At 48.7% G+C, this 22,610-nt stretch carries 20 protein-coding genes and 2 pseudogenes; 14 read left to right on the top strand and 8 right to left on the bottom strand.

Annotation, left to right across the window (positions count from 1 at the left end; all coding sequences use genetic code 11):
- Positions 1–104 precede the first annotated feature (104 nt).
- The gene (gene mutA, locus F452_RS0105000) at positions 105–1,961 is read left to right on the top strand and encodes a methylmalonyl-CoA mutase small subunit (RefSeq protein WP_018965140.1); all 1,857 of its coding nucleotides are present in this window, start codon (positions 105–107) and stop codon (positions 1,959–1,961) included.
- 28 nt (positions 1,962–1,989) lie between these two features.
- Positions 1,990–4,137, top strand: a complete 2,148-nt coding sequence (gene scpA / locus F452_RS0105005) for a methylmalonyl-CoA mutase (protein ID WP_018965141.1) — start codon at positions 1,990–1,992, stop codon at positions 4,135–4,137.
- 209 nt (positions 4,138–4,346) lie between these two features.
- On the opposite strand, the pseudogene F452_RS13310 reads toward scpA, so the two are convergent.
- Positions 4,347–4,412: pseudogene (locus F452_RS13310) on the bottom strand (DUF1661 domain-containing protein); the annotation flags it as partial.
- Here F452_RS13310 and F452_RS13315 point away from each other — a divergent pair.
- The 5 genes from F452_RS13315 (at position 4,408) to F452_RS0105025 (ending at position 7,024) form a co-directional block, all read left to right on the top strand.
- Positions 4,408–4,470, top strand: a complete 63-nt coding sequence (locus tag F452_RS13315) for a DUF1661 domain-containing protein (protein WP_394358157.1) — start codon at positions 4,408–4,410, stop codon at positions 4,468–4,470. The pseudogene F452_RS13310 and the gene F452_RS13315 sit on opposite strands and share 5 nt — an antisense overlap.
- 122 nt (positions 4,471–4,592) lie before the next feature.
- Positions 4,593–5,513 (top strand): CsgG/HfaB family protein, encoded by a 921-nt coding sequence (locus F452_RS0105010; RefSeq protein ID WP_026292207.1) that lies wholly within the window; start codon positions 4,593–4,595, stop codon positions 5,511–5,513.
- A gap of 24 nt (positions 5,514–5,537) precedes the next feature.
- Entirely contained in the window at positions 5,538–5,894 is a 357-nt protein-coding gene (locus tag F452_RS0105015) for a hypothetical protein (protein WP_018965143.1), read from the top strand.
- An 81-nt stretch (positions 5,895–5,975) separates the two neighbouring features.
- Positions 5,976–6,329 (top strand): DUF4810 domain-containing protein, encoded by a 354-nt coding sequence (locus F452_RS0105020; protein WP_026292209.1) that lies wholly within the window; start codon positions 5,976–5,978, stop codon positions 6,327–6,329.
- Positions 6,330–6,331: 2 nt separating this feature from the next.
- A complete protein-coding gene (locus tag F452_RS0105025; RefSeq protein WP_235317532.1) occupies positions 6,332–7,024 on the top strand; it encodes a GNA1162 family protein in 693 nt (230 codons plus the stop codon).
- Positions 7,025–7,133: 109 nt separating this feature from the next.
- Here F452_RS0105025 and F452_RS0105030 read toward each other — a convergent pair whose 3' ends face one another.
- From F452_RS0105030 to F452_RS0105060, 7 genes are all read right to left on the bottom strand, one after another.
- Positions 7,134–8,753 (bottom strand): protein FimE, encoded by a 1,620-nt coding sequence (locus F452_RS0105030; protein ID WP_235317533.1) that lies wholly within the window; start codon positions 8,751–8,753, stop codon positions 7,134–7,136.
- A gap of 8 nt (positions 8,754–8,761) precedes the next feature.
- Positions 8,762–10,774 carry a fimbrial tip adhesin FimD gene (gene fimD / locus F452_RS0105035; RefSeq protein WP_018965147.1) on the bottom strand — a complete coding sequence of 671 codons (2,013 nt, stop codon included), beginning with the start codon at positions 10,772–10,774 and terminating at the stop codon, positions 8,762–8,764.
- Positions 10,775–10,793: 19 nt separating this feature from the next.
- Positions 10,794–12,155 carry a fimbrial protein gene (locus F452_RS0105040; RefSeq protein WP_235317534.1) on the bottom strand — a complete coding sequence of 454 codons (1,362 nt, stop codon included), beginning with the start codon at positions 12,153–12,155 and terminating at the stop codon, positions 10,794–10,796.
- A gap of 19 nt (positions 12,156–12,174) precedes the next feature.
- Positions 12,175–13,086 carry a FimB/Mfa2 family fimbrial subunit gene (locus F452_RS0105045; RefSeq protein WP_018965149.1) on the bottom strand — a complete coding sequence of 304 codons (912 nt, stop codon included), beginning with the start codon at positions 13,084–13,086 and terminating at the stop codon, positions 12,175–12,177.
- 143 nt (positions 13,087–13,229) lie between these two features.
- Positions 13,230–14,381: a fimbrial protein gene (locus F452_RS0105050; RefSeq protein ID WP_018965150.1), complete on the bottom strand. Its 1,152-nt coding sequence runs from the start codon at positions 14,379–14,381 to the stop codon at positions 13,230–13,232.
- Between the two features lie 50 nt (positions 14,382–14,431).
- Positions 14,432–15,904: a DUF3868 domain-containing protein gene (locus F452_RS0105055; protein WP_018965151.1), complete on the bottom strand. Its 1,473-nt coding sequence runs from the start codon at positions 15,902–15,904 to the stop codon at positions 14,432–14,434.
- Between the two features lie 25 nt (positions 15,905–15,929).
- Positions 15,930–16,511, bottom strand: coding sequence for a DUF3575 domain-containing protein (locus tag F452_RS0105060; protein ID WP_018965152.1), 582 nt, complete (start codon positions 16,509–16,511; stop codon positions 15,930–15,932).
- A 620-nt stretch (positions 16,512–17,131) separates the two neighbouring features.
- On the opposite strand from F452_RS0105060, the gene F452_RS0105070 reads away from it, so the two are divergent.
- The 7 genes and pseudogenes from F452_RS0105070 to F452_RS11980 form a co-directional block, all read left to right on the top strand.
- Positions 17,132–17,725, top strand: coding sequence for a hypothetical protein (locus tag F452_RS0105070; protein ID WP_152566830.1), 594 nt, complete (start codon positions 17,132–17,134; stop codon positions 17,723–17,725).
- Between the two features lie 217 nt (positions 17,726–17,942).
- Positions 17,943–18,425, top strand: coding sequence for a TlpA family protein disulfide reductase (locus F452_RS0105075; protein WP_018965155.1), 483 nt, complete (start codon positions 17,943–17,945; stop codon positions 18,423–18,425).
- 61 nt (positions 18,426–18,486) lie between these two features.
- Positions 18,487–20,247 carry a DUF6029 family protein gene (locus tag F452_RS0105080; protein ID WP_018965156.1) on the top strand — a complete coding sequence of 587 codons (1,761 nt, stop codon included), beginning with the start codon at positions 18,487–18,489 and terminating at the stop codon, positions 20,245–20,247.
- A gap of 19 nt (positions 20,248–20,266) precedes the next feature.
- On the top strand, positions 20,267–21,136 hold the full coding sequence (gene omp28 / locus F452_RS0105085; protein WP_026292211.1) for an outer membrane lipoprotein Omp28: 870 nt from the start codon (positions 20,267–20,269) through the stop codon (positions 21,134–21,136).
- 22 nt (positions 21,137–21,158) lie between these two features.
- Entirely contained in the window at positions 21,159–21,881 is a 723-nt protein-coding gene (locus F452_RS0105090) for a T9SS type A sorting domain-containing protein (RefSeq protein ID WP_018965158.1), read from the top strand.
- 228 nt (positions 21,882–22,109) lie between these two features.
- Positions 22,110–22,328 (top strand): Rossmann-fold NAD(P)-binding domain-containing protein, encoded by a 219-nt coding sequence (locus F452_RS0105095; RefSeq protein ID WP_018965159.1) that lies wholly within the window; start codon positions 22,110–22,112, stop codon positions 22,326–22,328.
- A 110-nt stretch (positions 22,329–22,438) separates the two neighbouring features.
- A pseudogene (locus F452_RS11980) lies at positions 22,439–22,610 on the top strand (IS5/IS1182 family transposase); the annotation flags it as partial.

The following is a 22,610-nucleotide window of genomic DNA, read 5'->3' on the forward strand; positions in this document are numbered from 1 at the left end:
CCAAAATGTACTTCGTAAGTGTAAATTAGCTTACTTTGTTAAGTATAAACAAAGTAGTACAGTCGGAAAATAAAGTATCACAATACTCACTCTAAGTTAAAATTATGGCAAAAGAAAAAGAAAAGCTCTTTTCCGAATTCCCTCCGGTTTCGAGAGAAGCCTGGATTGATAAGATAACGGCCGATCTCAAGGGGGTTCCCTTTGAGAAGAAGCTTGTCTGGCGGACGAACGAGGGCTTTAATGTCAATCCGTTTTATCGCAGAGAGGACATCGAGGATCTGAAGACAACGACTTCTCTTCCTGACGAATACCCTTATGTGCGATCCACCCGAATGCACAACGAATGGCTCGTACGCCAAGACATCGTTGTCGGGGATAATGTGGCAGAAGCCAATGAGAAAGCCCTTGACCTGCTCAACAAGGGTGTGGACTCGTTGGGTTTCTACCTGAAAAAGGTTCATATCAATGTAGATACATTGGCTGCTTTGCTGAAAGACATAGAGCTGACAGCCGTGGAATTGAATTTCAACTGTTGTATCACACGTGCCGCAGACCTGCTGTCAGCATTCTCTGCATATGTCAAAAAGGTTGCTGCCGATCCGAATAAATGTCGAGGCTCGGTCAGCTACGACCCGTTCAAAAAGCAGCTCGTCCGCGGCGTATCCAATCCCGATTGGGTAAAGATGACACTCCCCGTCATGGATGCTGCACGCGAACTGCCTGCTTTCCGGGTGCTCAATGTAAATGCCGTGAATCTGTCCGATGCCGGCGCATTCATTACCCAAGAGCTGGGATATGCTTTGGCTTGGGGCGCAGAGCTGTTGGACAAGCTGACCGATGCAGGCTACAAGCCGGAGGAAATCGCTTCACGTATCAAGTTCAACTTCGGTATAGGATCCAACTACTTCATGGAGATAGCCAAGTTCCGTGCCGCTCGCTGGCTGTGGGCTCAGATCGTCGGCTCGTATGGCGATCAGTACAAGAACGAAACGGCCAAGATCCACCAGCATGCTACGACGTCCATGTGGAACAAGACCGTTTTCGATGCACACGTAAACCTCCTGCGCACACAGACCGAAACCATGTCTGCAGCGATAGCCGGAGTGGACTCCATAACCGTATTGCCTTTCGATGTCACCTATCAGCAGAGCGATGACTTCTCGGAGCGTATCGCTCGCAACCAGCAGCTTTTGCTCAAAGAGGAGTGCCACTTCGACAAGGTTATCGACCCTTCGGCCGGATCTTATTATATCGAGACGCTGACCAACTCCATCGGAGAGGAAGCGTGGAAGCTGTTCCTCTCCGTAGAGGATGCGGGCGGTTTCACTCAGGCTGCTGAGACGGCAAGCGTTCAGAAGGCCGTCAATGCAAGCAATATCAAACGCCACCAGTCGGTGGCGACTCGCCGCGAGATCTTCCTCGGGACCAACCAGTTCCCCAATTTCACGGAAGTTGCCGGCGACAAGATTACTCTTGCTCAGGGAGAGCATGACTGCAACTGTGTCAAATCCATCGAACCCCTGAACTTCAGTCGAGGAGCATCCGAATTCGAAACTCTCCGTCTCGCAACGGAAAAGAGCGGCAAAACGCCTGTCGTCTTCATGCTCACTATCGGCAATCTGGCCATGCGTCTGGCACGCTCACAGTTCTCAAGCAACTTCTTCGGCTGTGCCGGCTACAAATTGATCGACAATTTGGGCTTTAAGTCCGTGGAAGAAGGTGTGGATGCAGCATTGGCAGCGAAAGCCGATATTGTGGTGCTCTGCTCCAGTGACGATGAATATGCCGAGTATGCTCCGGCTGCATTCGACTATCTCGCCGGCCGTGCCGAGTTCGTAGTGGCCGGTGCACCGGCCTGTATGGCGGATCTTGAGGCCAAAGGCATCCGGAACTATGTGCATGTGAAGTCCAATGTCCTCGAAACGCTTCGTGCCTTCAACGACAAATTCGGTATTCGGTAGTATCCATCCCTAAAGCAAAGAATCAAAGATGAAACCTAATTATAAAGACATCGATATTAAGTCCGCCGGCTTCGTGGCTAAGGATGCTGCACGCTGGGCGGAGGAAAAGGGCATCGTGGCTGACTGGCGTACTCCGGAGCAAATCATGGTAAAGCCCCTCTATACGAAAGATGACCTCGAGGGCATGGAGCATCTCGACTATGTGTCCGGCCTGCCTCCTTTCCTGCGAGGCCCCTATAGCGGTATGTACCCCATGCGTCCGTGGACTATTCGTCAGTATGCCGGATTCTCCACGGCGGAAGAGTCGAACGCTTTCTATCGTCGCAATCTGGCCTCCGGTCAGAAGGGTCTGTCCGTGGCATTCGACTTGGCCACGCACCGCGGTTATGACGCGGATCATTCGCGCGTGGTGGGCGATGTCGGGAAGGCCGGTGTTTCCATTTGCTCGCTGGAAGACATGAAAGTCCTTTTCGACGGTATTCCGTTGAGCAAGATGTCCGTTTCCATGACGATGAACGGAGCCGTTTTGCCCGTCTTGGCTTTCTACATCAATGCCGGACTGGAGCAGGGCGCGAAGCTCGAAGAGATGGCTGGAACGATCCAGAACGACATCCTCAAGGAGTTCATGGTGCGTAACACTTATATCTATCCGCCCGAATTTTCGATGCGGATCATTGCCGACATCTTCGAGTACACCTCTCAGAATATGCCCAAGTTCAATTCGATCTCGATCTCCGGTTATCACATGCAAGAGGCAGGTGCCACCGCCGACATCGAAATGGCTTATACGCTGGCAGACGGTATGCAGTATCTCAAAGCCGGTATCGATGCCGGTATTGATGTGGATGCTTTTGCTCCTCGTCTCTCTTTCTTCTGGGCTATCGGTGTCAATCACTTTATGGAGATTGCCAAGATGCGTGCGGCGCGCCTTCTTTGGGCCAAGATCGTGAAGAGCTTCGGGGCGAAGAATCCCAAGTCATTGGCTCTGCGTACACACAGCCAGACGTCAGGCTGGTCACTGACGGAGCAGGATCCGTTCAACAATGTCGGACGTACCTGTATCGAAGCTATGGCGGCCGCTTTGGGGCACACCCAGTCGCTGCACACCAATGCTCTCGATGAGGCCATCGCCCTGCCGACGGACTTCTCGGCACGTATTGCCCGTAATACCCAGATCTATATTCAGGAGGAAACCCTCGTCTGCAAGGAGATCGACCCGTGGGGCGGCTCCTACTATGTGGAAAGCCTGACCAACGAACTCGTCCACAAGGCGTGGGAGCTGATCAAGGAAGTACAGGAGATGGGCGGAATGGCAAAGGCTATCGAGACCGGACTGCCCAAGCTGCGTATCGAAGAAGCTGCTGCCCGTACACAGGCTCGTATCGACTCGCACCAGCAGGTTATCGTGGGGGTAAACAAGTATCGTCTGCCTAAGGAGGATCCTATAGATATTCTTGAGATCGACAATACGGCTGTTCGTAAGCAGCAGATAGAGCGCCTCAACGATCTCCGCTCTCACCGTGATGAGAAAGCGGTGCAAGAAGCCCTTGAGGCTATCACCAAATGCGTGGAGACGAAAGAGGGCAACCTGCTCGACCTTGCGGTCAAAGCTGCAGGGCTGCGTGCCTCTTTGGGTGAGATCTCGGACGCATGTGAGAAGGTTGTGGGAAGATATAAAGCAGTAATCAGAACTATTTCAGGCGTGTACTCATCCGAATCGGGAGAAGATAAAGACTTCGCCCATGCCAAAGAATTGGCAGAGAAGTTTGCAAAGAAAGAAGGCCGTCAGCCGCGTATCATGATCGCCAAAATGGGGCAGGACGGGCATGACCGTGGTGCCAAAGTGGTCGCTACCGGCTATGCTGACTGCGGATTCGACGTCGATATGGGGCCTCTGTTCCAAACACCGGAAGAAGCCGCTCGTCAAGCTGTGGAAAACGACGTGCACGTGATGGGCGTTTCCTCTCTGGCAGCCGGTCACAAGACGCTGATCCCTCAGGTAATAGCAGAGCTGGAGAAGCTCGGCCGTCCGGATATTCTGGTGACAGCCGGAGGTGTTATACCGGCGCAGGATTACGACTTCCTCTATCAGGCCGGTGTCGCTGCCATCTTCGGCCCCGGTACCCCCGTGGCCTATTCGGCTGCCAAAGTGCTTGAGATTCTTTTGGAAGAATAATCCCTGCTCCCGATAAGGAGTATTTCAGCATTCTCTATAGCCGCTCATACGGTTCCCCGAAAGGGGAGCGTATGAGTGGCTTTTTTCTGCCCACGGAGACTGAAGTATGGCCGTCCCCATCATCCCCAATCGGATAAGGAACTATTGTTTTTTTGTCCTGGCTGATGTCCTGCTTCTCCGAATGAGGCTGTCGGCACAGTCCTTACTCTTCACGTACGATAAAACCAGTGTATGCGGAGCCGAAAAACGTGGCGTGAGAATTTTTTCGTTTTGGCGCGGGAAGTAAATTTTTTACGCGCCAAAACGAAAACTTTCCCGCGCGTCTTTTCGTGAAAAGACGAACCGCAATTCGTGCATTTCCGGTTCCGGAAAACATTTTTCAAAACGAAGTTTGGCTATTTTTGTTGTCAATATCAAATAAAAACGCAGATAGTCAAAAAACAAAAAGAGAGCTTATGAAAACTATTCTTTTCGCACTGCTGATGAGTGTCAGCGGACTCATGCTACAAGCGCAGTCCGGCGCACAATCTTCCTCCGTGCAAGCCGGAACCACTCAAAATAGAACGCTGAAAATGAAAGTGGCCATTAGCCGATTCTCCAACGAAACGCAGTATGGAAAAGGCATCTTCTATGACCGAGACAGCGATCCCATGGCCAAGCAGGCGTTGGATATTTTATCGACCAAGTTGGCCGGTACGGGGAAGTTTATCCTCCTTGAGCGTGAAGACCTCGACAAGATAGAGGAAGAGCTGAAAAACAATGCCGCCTCCAAGCAGACCATCGGTGCGGACTACCTCATTCTCGGGTCGATAACGGAATTCGGCCGCAAGACGACAGGCAATGACGGTGTCTTTACTGCCACCAAGAGCCAGATCGTGCAAGCCGGCGTAAGCATCAGGATCGTAGATGTGGCTACCGGTATGATCATCTATTCGGAAGAGGGCAAGGGGACGGCCGAGACGACCACGAAGTCCACACTGGGATTCGGCGGTAAGGCCGGATTCGATGCTACGCTCAGCGACAAAGCCATATCCGCTGCTATAGATATGCTGGTGGAAAATATAATAAACAAGTGTACGGACAAACCCTGGCGTACCTACTTCCTCAATGTCGATGAGGATGGCATCATTATAGCCGGAGGACAGTCGCAAGGCCTTCGGGAGGGAGACCTCTTCGATGTTATGCTCCGTGGCAAGAAGGTGAAAAATCCCCAGACAGGAGTCGCATTTGAGCTGCCCGGCAAGAAAGTGGCGACCATCAGGGTAGAAGCTGTAGGCGGCGATACGCAGGAGACGGAATTTGCCGTTGCTACGCTGGTCAGCGGCCAATTCGACGCAAGCGAGCCGGACAAGTATTACATCGAACAACCACGTTAACCGTTCTTTCAAAATCAGATCGTTATGAAAAGAAATATCATCCATTCCCTCATCGTTTTGCTCGTTCTCGTGACGAGTGTGGCAGCCTTCAGTTCCTGCGGCTCTGTGGCATCGGCCAGTTATGGTATGCAGGACGAGAGTTATCTGATCGTGACCGCAAGCAAGCAATACCTGGGTGAGACCGTATTCGTCAGCATCGACGGCGACTCCGCCGTGCAGGCAGTGCCCATCAAGGAGAAGCATGCCGTGCGCAAAGGCAAGCGCATAGTCGTAAGTCCGGGCAAGCATACGGTAGTCGTCACAGACCGATCCGGAGTCCGACTCTATGAGAAGCAGATATTCGTATCGACCAATAATGGGAAAATGATCCATTTGCCATAGCCGAAATGTAGAGGCCAAGGGCAAAGAGCCGGACTGCCTTTGCCCTTGCCGAAAAGATGTAATCCGAATACTCTGCAGATTATGAAGAAAATTCTACTTGCTGGTCTTGTGTGTTTCGTCGCTTTCGCATTTTCCAACTGTGGTACCAAGACGCTCTATTCTTGGCATGGCTATGAAGAAAAATCGTATGCATACTCGAAAAAACAGACACCCGAGGCCGAACAAAAGCTATTAAAAACCTATGAGGAAATCATCAAGGAACAGGGCGGTATACGCAAGACTGTTCCCCCCGGTATATATGCCGAATACGGTTATCTCCTCGTCAAGAAAGGACGGATAGAAGAGGGCATCCGGATGCTCAAGATGGAGATGGCCCTTTATCCCGAAAGCAATTTATTTGTCAGCAGAATCATCGAACAACTACAGAACCCATGAGAATGCCGATCAGAGCTGCTTTTTCACGTACTATCGCTTTGTGCGCCCTCCTCTCCCTCTCCATGGCCGGAAGCGGATATGCGCAAGAGTCGATCAAGAAAGTAGTATATTCTAAGATGTACGAAGAGTCTCCCGTGGCTATCCTCATTATGCCGCCGATCAATGAGACCAATCACGTAGAGGCGCAGGACTATTTCTTCTCCACGCTTACGATGCCTTTGGTGGAGAAAGGGTTCTACGTCTTCTCCCCGTACCTCGCCATGGAACTTTTGCGTCAGGAGAGTGCAGGGGATGCCGAGCAATTTCTGGAAGGAAATCTCAAGCCGTTTTACGATGTATTTCAGGCCGATGCGGTGCTTTTCACTATAATCAAGAATTGGTCTAAAGCTGCTCTCGTCTCCACTGTCAGCGTACAGGTGGAATACATCTTGCGCTCGGCCAAAACCAATGAGGAGCTGTTCCGCCGCAGTGCCGATGTCTCTGTGGACTGTTCTATCAGCAGCGGCAATGGTATTCTGATCGATATGCTTGCCAATAGCCTTGCTACTGCCGCAACGGATAAGGTGGTCGCTGCCAGAAAGGCCAATGCTTTCATCCTTCAGGATATGCCTCATGGCAAATACTCTCCCAAAGGAGGACGTGACGGAGCGGACAGAGTCGGGGCGCAACATCTCACCGGGATCACAGTAAAGTAGAGGGTATGACGATCTGCCGAATACTTCCCCAAAAGTAATCGGGACACAGCGTAGCGTGGATATGCCGCTCTGTGTCCCGATTATTTATAAGGAGAGAATGAAATATGATCTAATTTGTCACTTGAATCCTTTGGTCATAGAAGTAATTCATCTTGACGATGATGTCTTCGGACGATTCCACTTTGTTTGACTTGAAAGGAAGCTGGAACTCCCTGTTCTGAGGCATTGTCGTCAATACGTATTTGTACAAGGTCTTTCCTCCCTCTATCCCTATGGTCATCCCGGGATTAGCCGGGTAGAAGTTTTCTGTAAAGACTTTGAACGTAATAGGTAGCAGAGCCTCATTAAACACTTCCGGTAGTTTCGCCTTGATTGTCAGAGGTTTTGCTTGCCCTGTAGGCAAAGCTACATTTATTACATTGTTCGAGGCCGCTTGTCCGTTTGCCTGAAAAAGATCATAGGAGTATGGATTGCGAACCACAATACGAACCTTTCGCTTGAGGTCGGGATTGCCGGTGATACCTAATACTATATCTGTTATATAGGCTCCCGTGGAGGGTGGGTTCTGATTCAATGTTAGGGTAATCTTCCCATTACCATCATTAACCGGAACGCCCATCACCGCTTGTCCGTTTATGTGTGTCACATTGCCTACGACTATCTTGTTATTCTCCGCAGTGGTTGACCCCTGAGGAGTATAGGAGGCAATAATATAGCCTGTAGCTTCCTTCTTGACAAAGGCCATATAAGTACTGTTCACAGTAAGCAGGCCGGTACCGTCCGAGAATGAGGGGAATACCTGCACCTCGGGGCTGAGTGCAATGTTGTTGGCTGCAGCTCCTTGTAAAGCTCCCTCGATGGAGGGATACCCTGCCGTTTTGGCTTGCAGGATACTGACTTTATAAAAATGATTTCGAATTACATCGTACCGATCTTTGTCGGCATTGACCAAGTCGATTTTATAATAGCTATATGCAGCGGAGGGGGTTTCGTATTTGGCTTTCACAATCAAGCAGGTGATTTCTGTTTGTATGGAATTTTCACGCTCAAATCCATAGAAAAAATTGTTGTCTCCCGCCGGTTTGAAAGGTTGAGGAGCTGCAAAGGTCGTGCCGGCCGGCTCGGTAACATAGTCATTGACAAACTCGCCGGTACTTGGGTTGAAAGGAGCCAACGTGCCTTTGTTCAGAGAATTGTACAATGAAAAGGATACATCGTATAACTTGCTCTGAGAAGGCTCTGCAACGTACAAGGCAAACTTGGCCATGTTGCGAAGTAATTTAATCTGACCCAAATCTGTAGCGGTTGCTATACCTGTGTCATAGGTTTTCTTTGCCCACATCCGGATGGTCTCTTGGTCGTCCTGTACAGAAAATGAAGGCACCATCTCTTTCTGGCTGTGACCTACCCACGTCTGTGGGTTCAGCAAGTTATAGTTGGCTATGAAGTGAATGGTTCTTTTTTTATCAGAAGCGGTAATAGTAGCAGTGAAATTTTGTCCTGAAATATTTGCTGCAGCTCGTTCCAGAAAACAGCCATCTTCGTCGAAGACCCAGAGCTCGAGACTTTCTACCGCATTCTCTTTGTTGAAAGTGGCTATCCTGACAGGGTATTCCGACGCGATTATGCTTCCTCTGACCTCCACCATCTGTCCGGGACAGGGCTCGTGCCGATCTGCTACACATGATGTGAGTAGCAATAGCAAAAGTATATACTGAAACTTTTTCATCGTTCTCTTCATTTTTTCTTCCTGATATCGTCTTTCACATCTCGAACGCAGCGGACGTGCGCTCTGCTTTCTGAAACGTTGTTCACAAATTCTCCATCGGGGTTGTGAATGGCCGGGTGTTTGAGGTTGCTCCAATAGTATTTACCGGTCATGATAGCCTTCACAGCACTCTTTGGGTCTTTTTGCAGTCTATACACTAATTCCACTTCTTTTTTGGTAGGTAAGCGCCAATCGTTTAAGATAACCTCAGCTCCGTTGACCACACGTTTCTCCCAGTATTCTGCACAAGTCCCTAATGCATTTCGAGTCGTGGCACTTCCTGACGCATAGTTCGAATGGATGTTATACCCGCCTATTACCTTTTCGTAAGGTTGTATGACAGTCGCACCTAACTGAGAGGCCAATTCGAAAGAAGGTGATACCATTTGGGATGTTTCTGTTGAACTGTTGGTTACATCGTCACTGTATACCAAACCACTGGGAATTCCCGGACTGTTTTGATAATAAAAGTCTTTGTTTTCTCTCGGGGGGAATCCGGTCACCATATCTCCTGTGGGAGCCAGAATGACGATGTGATAAATCGCTTTGTTGTTTAGCCCGGGCGCAAGGTTTCCTCCCGGTTGCCAAGAGGATGCAGTACCCATTGTGTGGACTACATACTCTGACGGATTTTGAACAATCGTAACTTGCTTCGTTAGCCCACCTTTCAGATTCTTCACTGTAAAAGTGATTTTCTTTGGAACGTTGTTGACCGGAAGGATCGAGCTAACCTTGATCTTACCTGATTCTTCCGTTACGATCGGGAATTGACCGATGTGCGATTCCGGTGCAGTCTGATTAGGATGGTAGTGAACTGTTGTTTCTATTCCGGTTTCTCCATTCACAAAAGTGTAAGAAGCCTTGACGTCCTTAATTTCAATTGTGGAAGAGCTCTTATAGTTGAGGTGGGTCTCTGTGATCAGATTCATTACGCTTTCTTGTGGAATTACCTCCAGATACTGCGTGTCAGGGAGAGTCTGGTCGTCCGCATGCTCTGACCATGGTAAAACGCAGAATGTACCGTTCAGTGCTATCGGGTTCTCTTCCTCCAGGCCTCCCAGCACTTCTATCGTCACACTCATGTCATAGAGGTAGTTGCTGCGGATTTTATTGTCCGAAGCGTTGATGGGAACTCTGTAATAGTATGCTTTGGCCAGATTGTCTGTTTGACCATCTTGTTTAAGCTTGATCATCAGAATAAGCTCGGGCCGCTGATCTGCGGGAGTGGTTTCTTCCCACTGATTATAATAGGAGTAAAAGTGAACTGTCCCATTTGCTTCGTTCAGCTCCTTATAAGGAATGACACCACCTGCATCGGCTCCTGACGGAATATCTTCGAATTGCAGATACCCCTTGTTCACGTAGTTCCTGTATTTGGCCTGAGGAAGCCCTACCATCGTGTATCCTTCAACGATAACTGTTGGGCTTTTCAACCTGATTTTTGCCGCCACTCGCTTTAGATTGATGTTGCCAAGCTGTTTGCCTTCGGATGTCGCCATATTGATCTGCTTCGACGTAAAGCCGTACATGGCGAACTTGTCGGGAGGTGTCCCGGAAGATGAGGAAACGGCAATATCATTGCTGATTACCTTTTTAGGAAGATCTGTCTCGGAATTGGGACCGGCGAAACCATGAACGTTGGCGATTAAGTAGATATTAAATTCTTTCGTGCCATCGAACTGTCCGTACATGTGTTGAGGTACAGGGATTATATAATTGCCTACGGACTGTACTGTCGGAACGGCTTCCCATACCTTTGTTCCACCATGGTAGAAAACCACAGCCAAATGCTCTATCGCATTTTCTCCATAAGAGGTCTCTCCTGCCTCAGTGCTACGCCCTTCCCCTCCTTCCGAAAGCTGCACCCTTAGGATAAGCGAAGACGGATCTGTCTCAGGATTGTCTACCTTTTCGTGGATACACCCTGTCACAATAGAGACAAAGAGTATAGCCAATAGATTTATCTTAAGTTTCGTTTTCATCTTAGTTTCTTCTTGTCCTTTAGTGCCCTTGTTGTACGATGGTAATGTCTGTCAGCTGGACGCCATTACCTTTCTTTAGAACTACCTTTTTTCCATTCACGGTAAAGTACAGTTTCGCCTGTCGGTCGTGGTTCGTAGGTGCTTTCAGTGGCTTAACGATAACAGTGTATCCTGTATACCCATCAGCTTCCCCTGTGTTTACACCATTGACCGTATCGAATCCGAATTCCAATCCGTTATCGAGTGTCGCAAGCCATTGGCTGCAATCTGTTCCTTTGATTTTGATTTGAATGGTAAGCGGGTTGGAGATGGTCACGTTGTTTTGAGGGAGTTCGAGGATATTCTCCGGCTGAATTAGCGCAAAATATGGTACGAGAAAACCATGATCCAAGTTCTCTACCGTCCACGGAAGGACTGTGGTCGTGAGGAGCAAGCTGCTGAATTCGCCGATTTTTGTGATTGTCCCGTCCAGTTTATAATGGTGGTTGCGGTGGATGGCGTAGTGATGATCGGCCGTAGTGGTCTGATCGTTCACATAGGCATAGTAGCGCGTCTTGATGCCATTGTAGAGGGCGTCTACCACAAGCTGCGTAGCACGGCCTGTAGAGTCCGCTGCAGAGCCTATGTTTTCATATACGTAGAGCGGAGCAGCTGCGGGGATGATGCTCTGCGCGCTACCGTTGTTCGTCAATGGAACGTCATAGGCATTCGTCCAATTCCAATATCCTGTAGGCTTGCTCGTACTACCTTCGAGCAGGCGAGAGTTCTTGGCGTTGCGAAGAATCTGTACGTTGGTAATCTTGATTACATCGCTACCGGGAGTAACTTGCTTGATGTCCAGTGTGATTTTGGCTGCAATGCGGTTGAGGCTGACGTTTGCTTCCACAGTGTTTTGCGGGTTAAGGGTTGCTATCACCATTCCCGTCATGGTGAAGGGTTGAGCTATCGGCCCGTTCACGTCAGGAGCCTGAATATCATCAAGTTCTTTCTTGAAAAGGATTTTGTTCAGTTTTGTCGTGAGAGCATCGGGTTCGTTGGCAATCACGTATATCTGGCGAGGGCCGGCATGTGCACTGATCGTAAAAGGATTTTGGAAATCGGATTGTCCCGATATGAATAGTTTTTGGTTGTCGAGAGCCCAAAGGCCGTTTAGCCCTTCGCGAAAGACGAATATGCGCACTTTCTTTATCAGATCTTCACCTGAGTAGAGATCTCCGTTTCGTATTTCAACGTCGTCAAGCGACATCTTTACCGTTGCCACATCGTCCGAGGTGGGCTGATCGGGATTATCTTCCTTGGTACATGCCACCACTCCCATTGCAAAAAACAATAGAAGTAGAAGATGTGAAAGACGCCTCGATGAGTGATGCAAGTATTTCATTTCCATAATAGTTGTCAGATTAGTATTCTGCATATTGTTGCACTACGTCCCAAGGAGTGACGGATACGATCACGCTGAGGTTTGCACCACGGAGATCTATGTAGATGTTCAGCATTTTGCCTACAACGGGAATGAAAGGCACTCCATCCGACCCTGCACTGAAGTTTAGCAACTCTTCCCCATATGCATAGAGCTTGAGGTGCAAAGGAGTGGAGTCGAGGGTGGGATAAATACGGAAGATGGAAGAAATGAAATCCCCGTTTTGGATCTGTCCGTCGGGACGGTATTGAACGGCATTGCCGATGAGGTCGGCGAGGCCGGTATAGGTGTCGGGAGTTTCTCCCAGAAGAATGTCGGCATAGTCAGGCAGTTGTCTGGGGCCATTAGCGTCCAGCCACTCTTGATAGCCACGTATTATGATATGTACTTGTGCCGTACGGCGGTAGATATCTACGGTCTGATCCTGTCCCTGTTCGATGGAGCCGTACTCTATCGGACAGGTCAGTACGCCGGAAAAAAGGTCTTCAGGCGATTGGGCTATACCATTGGTAGAGGCCAGTCTGAAGAATAAGTCTTTGACGTTCTGCACATCGGCTGTCTCTGCCAACATGTGATCGTCGGGATTAGCCCATGCCACAAAGGACACAGTCGTAGGGCCGTCGTATTCCAATGGTATCGGCTTGCGTGCAGCTACTTGTGCGGCGTCCATCATCAGTCGGTCGATGCGGCGTCCGGTTTCGTCGAAGACGAAAATAACGACGCGCTGCACGGCTCCGGATTCGGTTATATCCTGCATATCGGCATCCCATGCCCTGACAGTGAGGCGAAACGGACGGGGACAATCGGAATAGTCCTCTTTAACACATCCGCCAAACATTCCGGATACGAGTAAGATCAGCACCGATACGATATATTTCTTAGCGTCGTTCATAACTATAATTCTTTGATTGGTGATTCAGATTTCCCTATTCGATTTTAGAGAGAATGAATACAGGGAGTGGAGCGAACCCCGCTCCCTGTATTCCAATGTAAACAAACTATGAAAGTTTTTTCTTTTATTGGTTTGAGGGTTGATTACCAAGTAGCATTCTGACCAACGAGAACCCACTCAGCTACAGTACACTGTACGTTCAAGTGAGCAGACTCTGTGATAGGATTCTCGGGATTGTTTGTTCCAGGCCCTGTGATTGTCAGCTTAATATCATACTTATGGTTACGCTCAATTTTATTCTTAGGCGTATAACCATTGTCATAAGTATAGTTGTTGCTGTTGAAGTTTACCAATACAGGGTAATAGGTCTTGCCTTCTGCGTCCACCCAATTGGCGGCCTGAGCAGCTGCTAAATCGGCTCCCGCCAGGTCGGCTCCGTTTTTCTGAAGTTTGCCATAAACACATAGGATTGTCGGATGAATAGTCCCACCGTTAGCTGAGTAGTCATTTTCTAATACATAGAAGCCCTGAGGAGCATTGGCGGTAGGTGCAACGTAATTACGGCTCAGCCAAGGCACATTGGCATAGTTGGCAGGTGTGTAAGCACCGTTAAATGTGGTCAAAGAACCTGTCAGATAATTAGCGTCTGCATTCACGAGTGTTGCCCCGAACAAATTAGATTGCTTCTTTGCAATGAGACCATAAATCTTTTCAGGAGCAAATGTGTAAATGTTATCGTAGGCTGCGCTCATCTGCACTTTAATTTCGGTGAAAGCCATGCGAGCATGTACACGCTTGATCTCAAGAGGATCATTCTCAATGTGGTTGCCCTCTCCGGCTCCATTGTATCCAATATAGTTCTTGCCTGCCTTCAAAACGATTGCTTTTGGCTCTGCCGTCATGATCAAACCTGCAGCCTCTTGGTTTTCTGCAGTCAGTTCAGTTGTCAATGCTTTTACATCTGCAAGAGTCTTGCCAGTCAGATCCATTGTTCCCGTATTGGCCATTACGACCAGCGTACGTGAGCCTGCACCACATTTGATATTCTCAATCTTAGTCGCATTTTCGGCTGATTCGATGGCTTCCTGCTGTTCTCCATTATAAACCATTACGGTCAACTTAGCCACTTTTGCTTCGTCATCTGCAACCCCGAAAGCACGATTCGGATTGCTGGTCTTCAATACTACGCTAATGGTAGCGTTACCTTCTACAACGGGTTCTGCTTCGTTGTCTTTGTTACAAGCTGTCATAGCAAGGGCAGCAAGTCCCAACAAGAAAAACTTAGTCTTTTTCATCTCGTTTTTGTTTTAAAAGTGAATATTGTTTTATTAGGATCTTTTTCGATTTAGAGATTGTCCTGCATATAGTGTCGCAGTTCGTCGAGGTTATGCTGCGCTCCGGGCTGGCCTTGCTGAGCAGCGCGAGTAAGGTAGCTTTCGGCTTCAGCCCATTTTTCGCTGTAAGCATATGCCAAGCCTAACAGCATCCATAGCTTGGGTTCGTCCTTACGCGCTTCGAGGCGAGCCAGAGCTTGTGGATACCTGCCGGCACGAAGGTCTATGATGGCCGCATTGGCTGTCGGTTCTATCGCTTTCGGGAAAGCTTTCTCGGCTGTTGTCCACGTCTCGTAGCGTTCGTAGCTCCCTTCCGGATAGCTCTGTGCTACGGCGTAGACCTCTGCCAGACTCAGACGAGAGGGGTGTGTCTTGATAATTTCACGTGCTTTGTCCAACTCAAATCCTTTGACCACGATATGGAAAGTGAGTTCGCTTCGGCGAAGCGGGGGGTAATAGTCCGAGAGCAATGTGGCATAGAGAGAACCTCCATCGATGGCTTGCAGAGCAGCTGTGCGCTCGCCGGCCGGCTTTTGGTCTATGATGTCCAATATGGCAGCCTTTTGTGAGAGGTCGCTCTTGACCACTGCAGTGCGCAGACCTGCCCAGTCGGGTCCTTTCCAATCGTTTTCGAATCGATTCTTCAGGATCGGGTACTTGCGCATAAGATAGTCTGCAAAGGAGTGTGCCCGATCCTTAGAAAGCTGTACGTTGTACTCTGCACCCCCTTCCGGTGAGGCGTATCCTACCATGCTGAGTTTCTCGAAAGTGATGTCGCTATCGCCTCTGATTTCTTTCAGTTTGCTATCGATACGTGCCAGTTCTGTGGGGTTGCCATCAAAATCCGGTAGTACAGTATATTTCCCTACCCGATAGGCCAGGTGAGCGGAGAGGGTTTCTTCACGTTTTTTCAGTAGTTCGCCTTCCGGTACTATGATTTGGTATCGGTAGTCTGCTTCATACAGTGGTACCAAAGCATCGTCCGTAAGTGTCGTTTCTTCTGAACCGAGCGGGCAGTCCGCGCAACCGGTGTTTTCTGCCAAAAGAATCATGGAAGAATGGCGCATCCACGGCCTATAAGGTGTAGCCGCAGAATAGTCCATGCTCTGCTCCTTGCCATTGTGACGCTTTACCATGGCCGAAGGTTTGGTGTCAGGTTGATTGTAGATGTGGTGTTTGTCGAGAGTGATACGACGATCGATGATCCGGTAGCGTCTGTTCCCCATAAGCAGAAATGGACGAAGAGCGACCTGATCGTTCGACGTATTGGAGCGGATAATGGGTGTAACCACCATCAGCAGATTGCTCTTCATATCCGGCATGGCCGTCAGATTCAGGTTCATCTTTACGTTGGCAGTATGTCCCGTTTTCTTGATCACGTGCTTCTCGCTTACCTTAATACCTCCTAGATGGGTTTGAGCTATCACGGCAAGCGTGGACATTCCGAAGAGAAGCGACAGGATGATATAGCGACTCTGTTTCATATAGCTTGTCAGTATAATTATGGTATTACTTAATGATGTATATGAGCGAAAGTGTAGCTTTCGTTACGCCGAAGTAGTTGTACTTACCTTCTTCGATCTTTTTGCCGCACTTGGCACATTCGAATTTGTCATAGTCGAAGTGGACGAATCCTCCGCTGATCGATGCCTCCAGATTCCATCTTTTGCCCAACAACCATTGATAGCCATAGGTCAGGCCGGCACCGATGGCGTATCCTTCGTGTCGATAGTTGTTGAGATTTTTGAGCCGACCGACAGGGATGTCGATATCATTCACATTGTACTCTCCTCCGATGCCATGAAGTCCGAAGAAGTGGCCGGAGAAAGCCTCACACGTCCAATAGCGAAGTTCCGGAGCCACGAGCCAATGTTTGAGCTTGCGATGGTGGCTGAATGTGAAAGGATTGTAACCTCCCGAAACATCGAGTGTCCACTTCTTACCCATGCGAAACTCCAATCCTGCATTAGGTGTAGTCGTGCCCCAATAAAGCAGATTGGTCTTTAGCCCGATCTGCTGTGCCCGAAGGGAGGGGATCAGTCCTGCAATCAGAGCGATCCCGATAAGCAGCAATCGTGTTTTCCTTTTCATATGTTTTTATAATAGTTGCTTACAGTCTATAGATGTAACCACATGAAAAACAGAAAGAGGGAGCAACCTTAGACTGCCTCCTTTTCCTGTCCTTTACTCACAAGCAAAGTTAGACTGTGTCATTGGGGATTTTCTACGTGAAAACACCTGACTTTTTTGCGTGTTAATACGTATTTTAGGGGCTATCGGTGCCTGGTCGCTGTATTCCGGCCCGATCTTTCGATTGGAATCTTGTTTAATACACTTTTTTGAGATGTCATTTTTTTCTTTTTGCGCGAGGAAGGATCGGGAGATAATTTTCGTTCGAAAGGATGGAGACGTGTGGTTCGCAAAAACGTGGTTCGTAAAAGTTTTTCTTTTGGTTCGGGAACTCAAAAAAAGACGCGCCAAAACGAAAAAAAAGACACGCCAAAATTTTCAGAAACACGCGCCGTTTTTTGAGCCTTTTACGCTTGACTTTTTTCTCTGAGATGAGAACGAAGACTTCAGAAAGTGCCTCTCTTATATTATATATGGTGTATAGTTCCGGAATAAGCCTTTTTCAAGGGAAGAGTGGACGTCGCTCGGCGAATCGCTTTTTTGCTATTTTTGCGGCCGCTAATCAAAAAGTCAAACCCATTATGAAAAAGAAACTGACATTACTTTCGATCCTATTGGCTGTCGTTTTCAGCCCCATAGCAAATCTTTCGGCACAAAGCGAAAGAAAACACACATTGAAACGCCATCATGTTGCATTGGACCTACTTGGCAATAAAGGCTTCGTAGGTGCTTCGTACGAATACCGTTTGGGAGATAAGATCAATTGGCTTGGCCTTAGAGCCGGATTAGGCTTTATGGGGGTATCACAATCAGGCCTTTACACATCCGGAGACAGCTTCCTTTGGGGTAAAGTTGCGGCTGAGGCTGTCTTACTACCCATGGAGTGCAATGTGCTGTTAGGAGCGAAAAATCATCATTTGGAGCTGGGTCTTGGCATGGTGCCCCTTCTGGCCAGAGGGCATTCGTCTGCCTATTACAACGACCATTTGCAAGAGGACAGCTCATACGGTTTTGCTTTCGGAGGCAACGCCACGGTGGCTTACCGCTATCAGAGACCGCAAGGGGGATTTGTCTTCCGTATCGGATTAAGCCCCATGTTCAAAATTCCCTTCATAGACAATTACATCAGCACCTCTGCCATTTGGCCTTTCCTTTCCTTGGGATATAGCTTCTAAAAGAAGTGTCCGCAGGGACTGTCTTTGCCACGATTGGCTTCCTTAAGTGAATCGGGATGCTGTCGGTGTCGGGCAGGCTTTTGATGCTATATAATATCGGTATGCTGCGCCTGCCCGCGGATGACAAAGTGTAAGGAAATGGATGGGAAACGGTGCATTTTGGAAAAAATACTATATTTGTTCGCATCCAAAATAATTTTAATCTAAAAAGGAACAGATGAAACGCTTCTTTATCGCCCTGATCGGGTTGTTGTTCGGCTTGAATGCATATGCTCAGCTTCCGGCCGTTAGTTTGAAAAACATTGAAGGTAAAACGGTGCAGACCAATAAGCTGGAGAATGCCGGCAAGCCGATGATCATCAGCTTTTTCGCCACCAACTGTAAACCCTGTCTGCGCGAATTGAAGGCCATTCAAGAGGTGTATGCAGACTGGCAGGACGAGACAGGCGTAAGACTTATAGCCGTATCTATCGATGAAGGCCAAAACGCCCAGAAGGTGAAGCCGTTGGCAGATGGCAACGGGTGGGAATACGAAGTGCTGCTCGACAGCAACGGCGACTTCAAGCGCGCCATGAACGTATCGCTCATTCCTGCCGTATTCATCGTCGATGGCAATGGTAAGGTCGTGTACAATCATACCGGCTATACGGAAGGCGGAGAAGCCGAACTGATCAAAAAGGTTCGTGAGCTGGTGAAGTAACCTTTCTCTCCTCTCTCGCGGAGGACTACTATCTATAAAATAGAAAGACAAACAAGACATTATGACCCGTAAATTGATCATGCTGCTGGCCCTCGTGCCGGCAGCTTCTGTGGTTTTTGCAGCACCGGCGGACAGTACGGACACGAGTGATAATCGTATTCTTACAAGCATGCGATCTTCTACTCTCAATAAGGCTACTGCCCAAGAGACCGATTCGGAGGATAAGTGGCAACCGATGCGTGCCAACTTTAGCATTCAGAGCGATATGTTGCTCTCTACAGCAAAGGAATCCAAAAATACCTGGTTCGGCAACTCCTACATCATGGGTATCCTCAAGAACAATTATTTGGAGTTTGGAGCCCGTTTCGAGGATCTCTATAAACCGTTGCCGGGACACGAACCCGAAGTGGGACGCGGCATCCCTCACATGTATGTCAAGGGGAACTATCGCTGGGCAGAGCTGACGATGGGCGATTTCTACGATCAGTTCGGCAGCGGTATGGTATTCCGTACCTACGAAGAGCGCAACCTCGGTATCGACAACGCAGTCCGTGGCGGACGTGTCGTGCTGGCTCCTTTCGACGGCGTACGCCTTAAGGCTATTGCCGGACAGCAGCGCAACTACTTTGATCGTACGGGCAAGGTATTCAATTCCGATCGTGGCTATCTGCTGGGTTCGGATTTGGAGCTGAATGTGGAGCGCTGGAGCAGTGCTATGCGGGACAACGACTATCATTTGACTATCGGAGGCTCGTTTGTCTCCAAACACGAAGCCGATGAGGATATATACGTAGGAGTCGGAGAAGATCGTAAGCGACTCAACCTGCCGTTGAACGTGCCTATCATGGGCATACGTACCAACTTCCAGAAAGGCGGCCTCGCTCTCTATGCAGAGTATGGCTACAAATACAACGACCCCTCGGCCGACAACGACTACATCTACCACGACGGGCAGGCCGCGCTACTCTCCGCTTCATACTCCAAAAAGGGGATGAGCGTCCTCTTGCAGGCCAAACGCTGTGAGAACTTTGCTTTCCGCAGCAAGCGAAGTGCTCAGCTTACACCGCTTATGATCAACTATATGCCGGCCTTTACGCAAGCACACACCTATACGCTGGCGGCCATCTACCCGTATGCTACTCAGCCTCAGGGCGAATGGGCTTTTCAGGGAGAATTGCGTTACAACTTTGCTCGCCGCACGGCTCTCGGCGGACGCTATGGTACGGGCTTGCGCATCAACGTATCGCATGTGCGGGGTCTGGACAAAAAGATGCTGAAAGAGAATCCTGACGAACTGATCGGAACGGATGGTTATACGGCTTCTTTCTTCGGCATGGGTGACCTCTATTACTCGGACATAGATGTAGAGATTACCAAGAAGGTAAGCCCCGGATTCAATTTCACGCTTACCTATCTGAATCAGATCTACAACAACATGGTGCTCCATGGTGCTGCCGGTGAGAAACATGAGAAGATCTATGCCAATATCTTCGTCTATGACGGTAAGTATAAATTGAGCAACAAGGTGGCCCTTCGTACCGAACTACAATACCTGCACACCAAGCAGGATCAGGGCGACTGGATCTACGGCATGGCGGAGCTATCCATCCTGCCCTCTCTGATGCTCTCCCTCTCCGAACAGTATAATATCGGTGAGACCAAGAAGCACTACGTCATGGGAGCCATTACCTATACTCACGGTGCGCACCGTGTGGCTTTCTCTGCGGGCAAAACACGTGCGGGAATGAACTGCTCGGGCGGTGTATGCCGTGTGGTTCCCGAGACTCAGGGTTTCTACCTTTCTTATAGCACCAATCTCTAATTAAACGAAGAAAACACGGATGAAAAAGCTATTTCTCTCGCTTACGAGCCTTGCAATGGTCTTCGCTGTTGCAAGTTGCGATATAATCGACAAGGATCAAACCCTCTTGCCGGCTCCGATCAACGTGACTCCTGACAATCCGGATGACAATCCTACTGAGATCGATATTACGCAGACGCATACAGAAAAATATGTCTTGGCCGAAGAATTTACCGGCCAAAAGTGTCTCAACTGCCCGAAAGGTCATCGCAAACTGGCGGCTCTCAAGGAGCAATACGGTAAGAGATTGACTGTTGTCGGTATACATGCCGGCCCTGCATCTCTCGTGCCGCCTCTTTTCCGTACAGAAGCCGGAGATGCATATTATAGCAAATTTGCCAATAATGCACCTCTTCCTGCCTTGATGGTTTCTCGCAAAAAGTTCGGCTCCTCCTACGTTTATGACAAGAGCTACAAAACGTGGGACGTGCCTATCGCCGAACAGATGGACCAAAAGGCGAAGATGAATATCTTTGCCGTGGCCGAGTATACCGATGCCCAAAAGATCAAAGTGACAGTAAAGGGCAAGATCCTGGAGGGAAATACACTCCCGAAGTCGATGGTTCAGGTATATCTGCTGGAGGACAAAGTGATCGCTCCCCAGACGGACGGTGGTGCTACCATACAAGATTACGAGCACAATCACGTGTTGCGTGCGGCTGTTAATGGTATTTGGGGCGAAGAATTTGTGGATCTGAAAGATTATTCGTATAATTACGCCACTGAACCGCTCTCGGGTATGTCTTTCGTGGCCGAGAACTATTCTGTTGTGGCCTTTGTGTACGATGCGCAGACATTCGAAGTGTATGACGTCGTGCAAGTAAAGATCAACCCCAAATCGGGCAAATAACGAACAAAACAAAAAAAGAAATATGAGGAAAATCTTTATCAGTATCGCATTGTTGATCGGTTTGGTTGCCGCCCTCAATGCACAAGTTGTGATCAAGGTGGGAGATGCCATCTTGGAAAACAATGCCACTGTAGATATCACAGCTTTTACGACAGAAGGTGGCACGGAGACCATGGATATAACCGGAAATGTTATCAATCAATCCGCTACACCTATCAACGTAATTGGCAAGATCACCAAGCAAGAAATGATCGGAGGCGGACACTTCACCCTCTGTTTCGGCCAGTGCATGCAGGAGGATGTTCCTGTTTCTCCTGTAGTGGAAGGTCTTGATGGTGAAGGAGAGTTCTTCTCTTTGCATTATGCATTCCCTGTTTCTAATGAGGGACATACAGGTGCTTTCACCTTTAGTTGCTTCCCCGAAAGCGGTGCCCCGGGCACAGAGCTCGCTACCGTTAATGTCAACTTCAAGTACAAAGGTGGTGGCACGGGCTTGACCAACATCGGGTTGGAGCGTATAAGTCTTATCCAAAGCGGCAATACTTGTACATTGCAGTATAACAGCAATGGCAAGCGTCTTGCCCTTGAAGTGTACAATCTTTTGGGCGTAAAGGTATTCACCTCTCAGCTGCCCGCAGGATCAGGCTCTTACACGCTCCCGGTACGTTTGCAGCGCGGTGTGCATATCTTCCGCATCACAGAAGGAGGCAAGCCTGCATTCGTTCAGAAGTATCTGATTAAGTAATAAAGGGAGTCTGCTCGAAGCCTCCAGATATGGAGGCTGAGGGTTTTCCCTCCTGACAAAAGAGGCTGCCTCGGAGTTCGATATTGACTTCGGGGCAGCCTCTTCGTTATATATTTTCCGGTACAAACTGTCCGATAGAGGATTAGGCTTAGCTCATCTTTGCAATGGATCAATTATGCAAGGAGTAGGCATTTGGTCTCTCGGTGCGGGCAGCAATACGTTATAATCATGGCAAAGATATTAGTGGCTTTTGACACGGTAACCGAAGGATTCGATCGGCTTACCGCTCATCACGATGTGATTTTCCCTCCGAAAGGGCGTGACTTTACGCAAGAGGAAATTGCAGAGCGCATTGCCGATTGCGATGTCCTCTGCTCGGTGTTCGACATTCCGATCGGCAAAGATCTGATCGAGAGAGGCCGATCACTTAAGTTGATCGCTAACTAGTCGTCCCTTAAAATTCTTTTTAATCTCTGATATTCAGCAAATTAGTTTGCGAATATCTTTGCTAAATCTGCAAGTTTTCTTATCTTCATAGCAGAAAACTTGCAGATTTTATGATTAAAAAGCCCTATAATACCCCTTCATTATTCAGCAGTCTATCAGACATGCTGAACCAATCGCACCCACTCTATAAATTAGCTGACAAAATAGATTGGGCCAAATTCGATACGGCCTTCAAACCTTTGTATTGCCAAAACAATGGTCGCCCTGCTAAACCTATTCGTC

Source organism: Porphyromonas gulae DSM 15663 (assembly GCF_000378065.1).
GTDB classification, from domain to species: domain Bacteria; phylum Bacteroidota; class Bacteroidia; order Bacteroidales; family Porphyromonadaceae; genus Porphyromonas; species Porphyromonas gulae.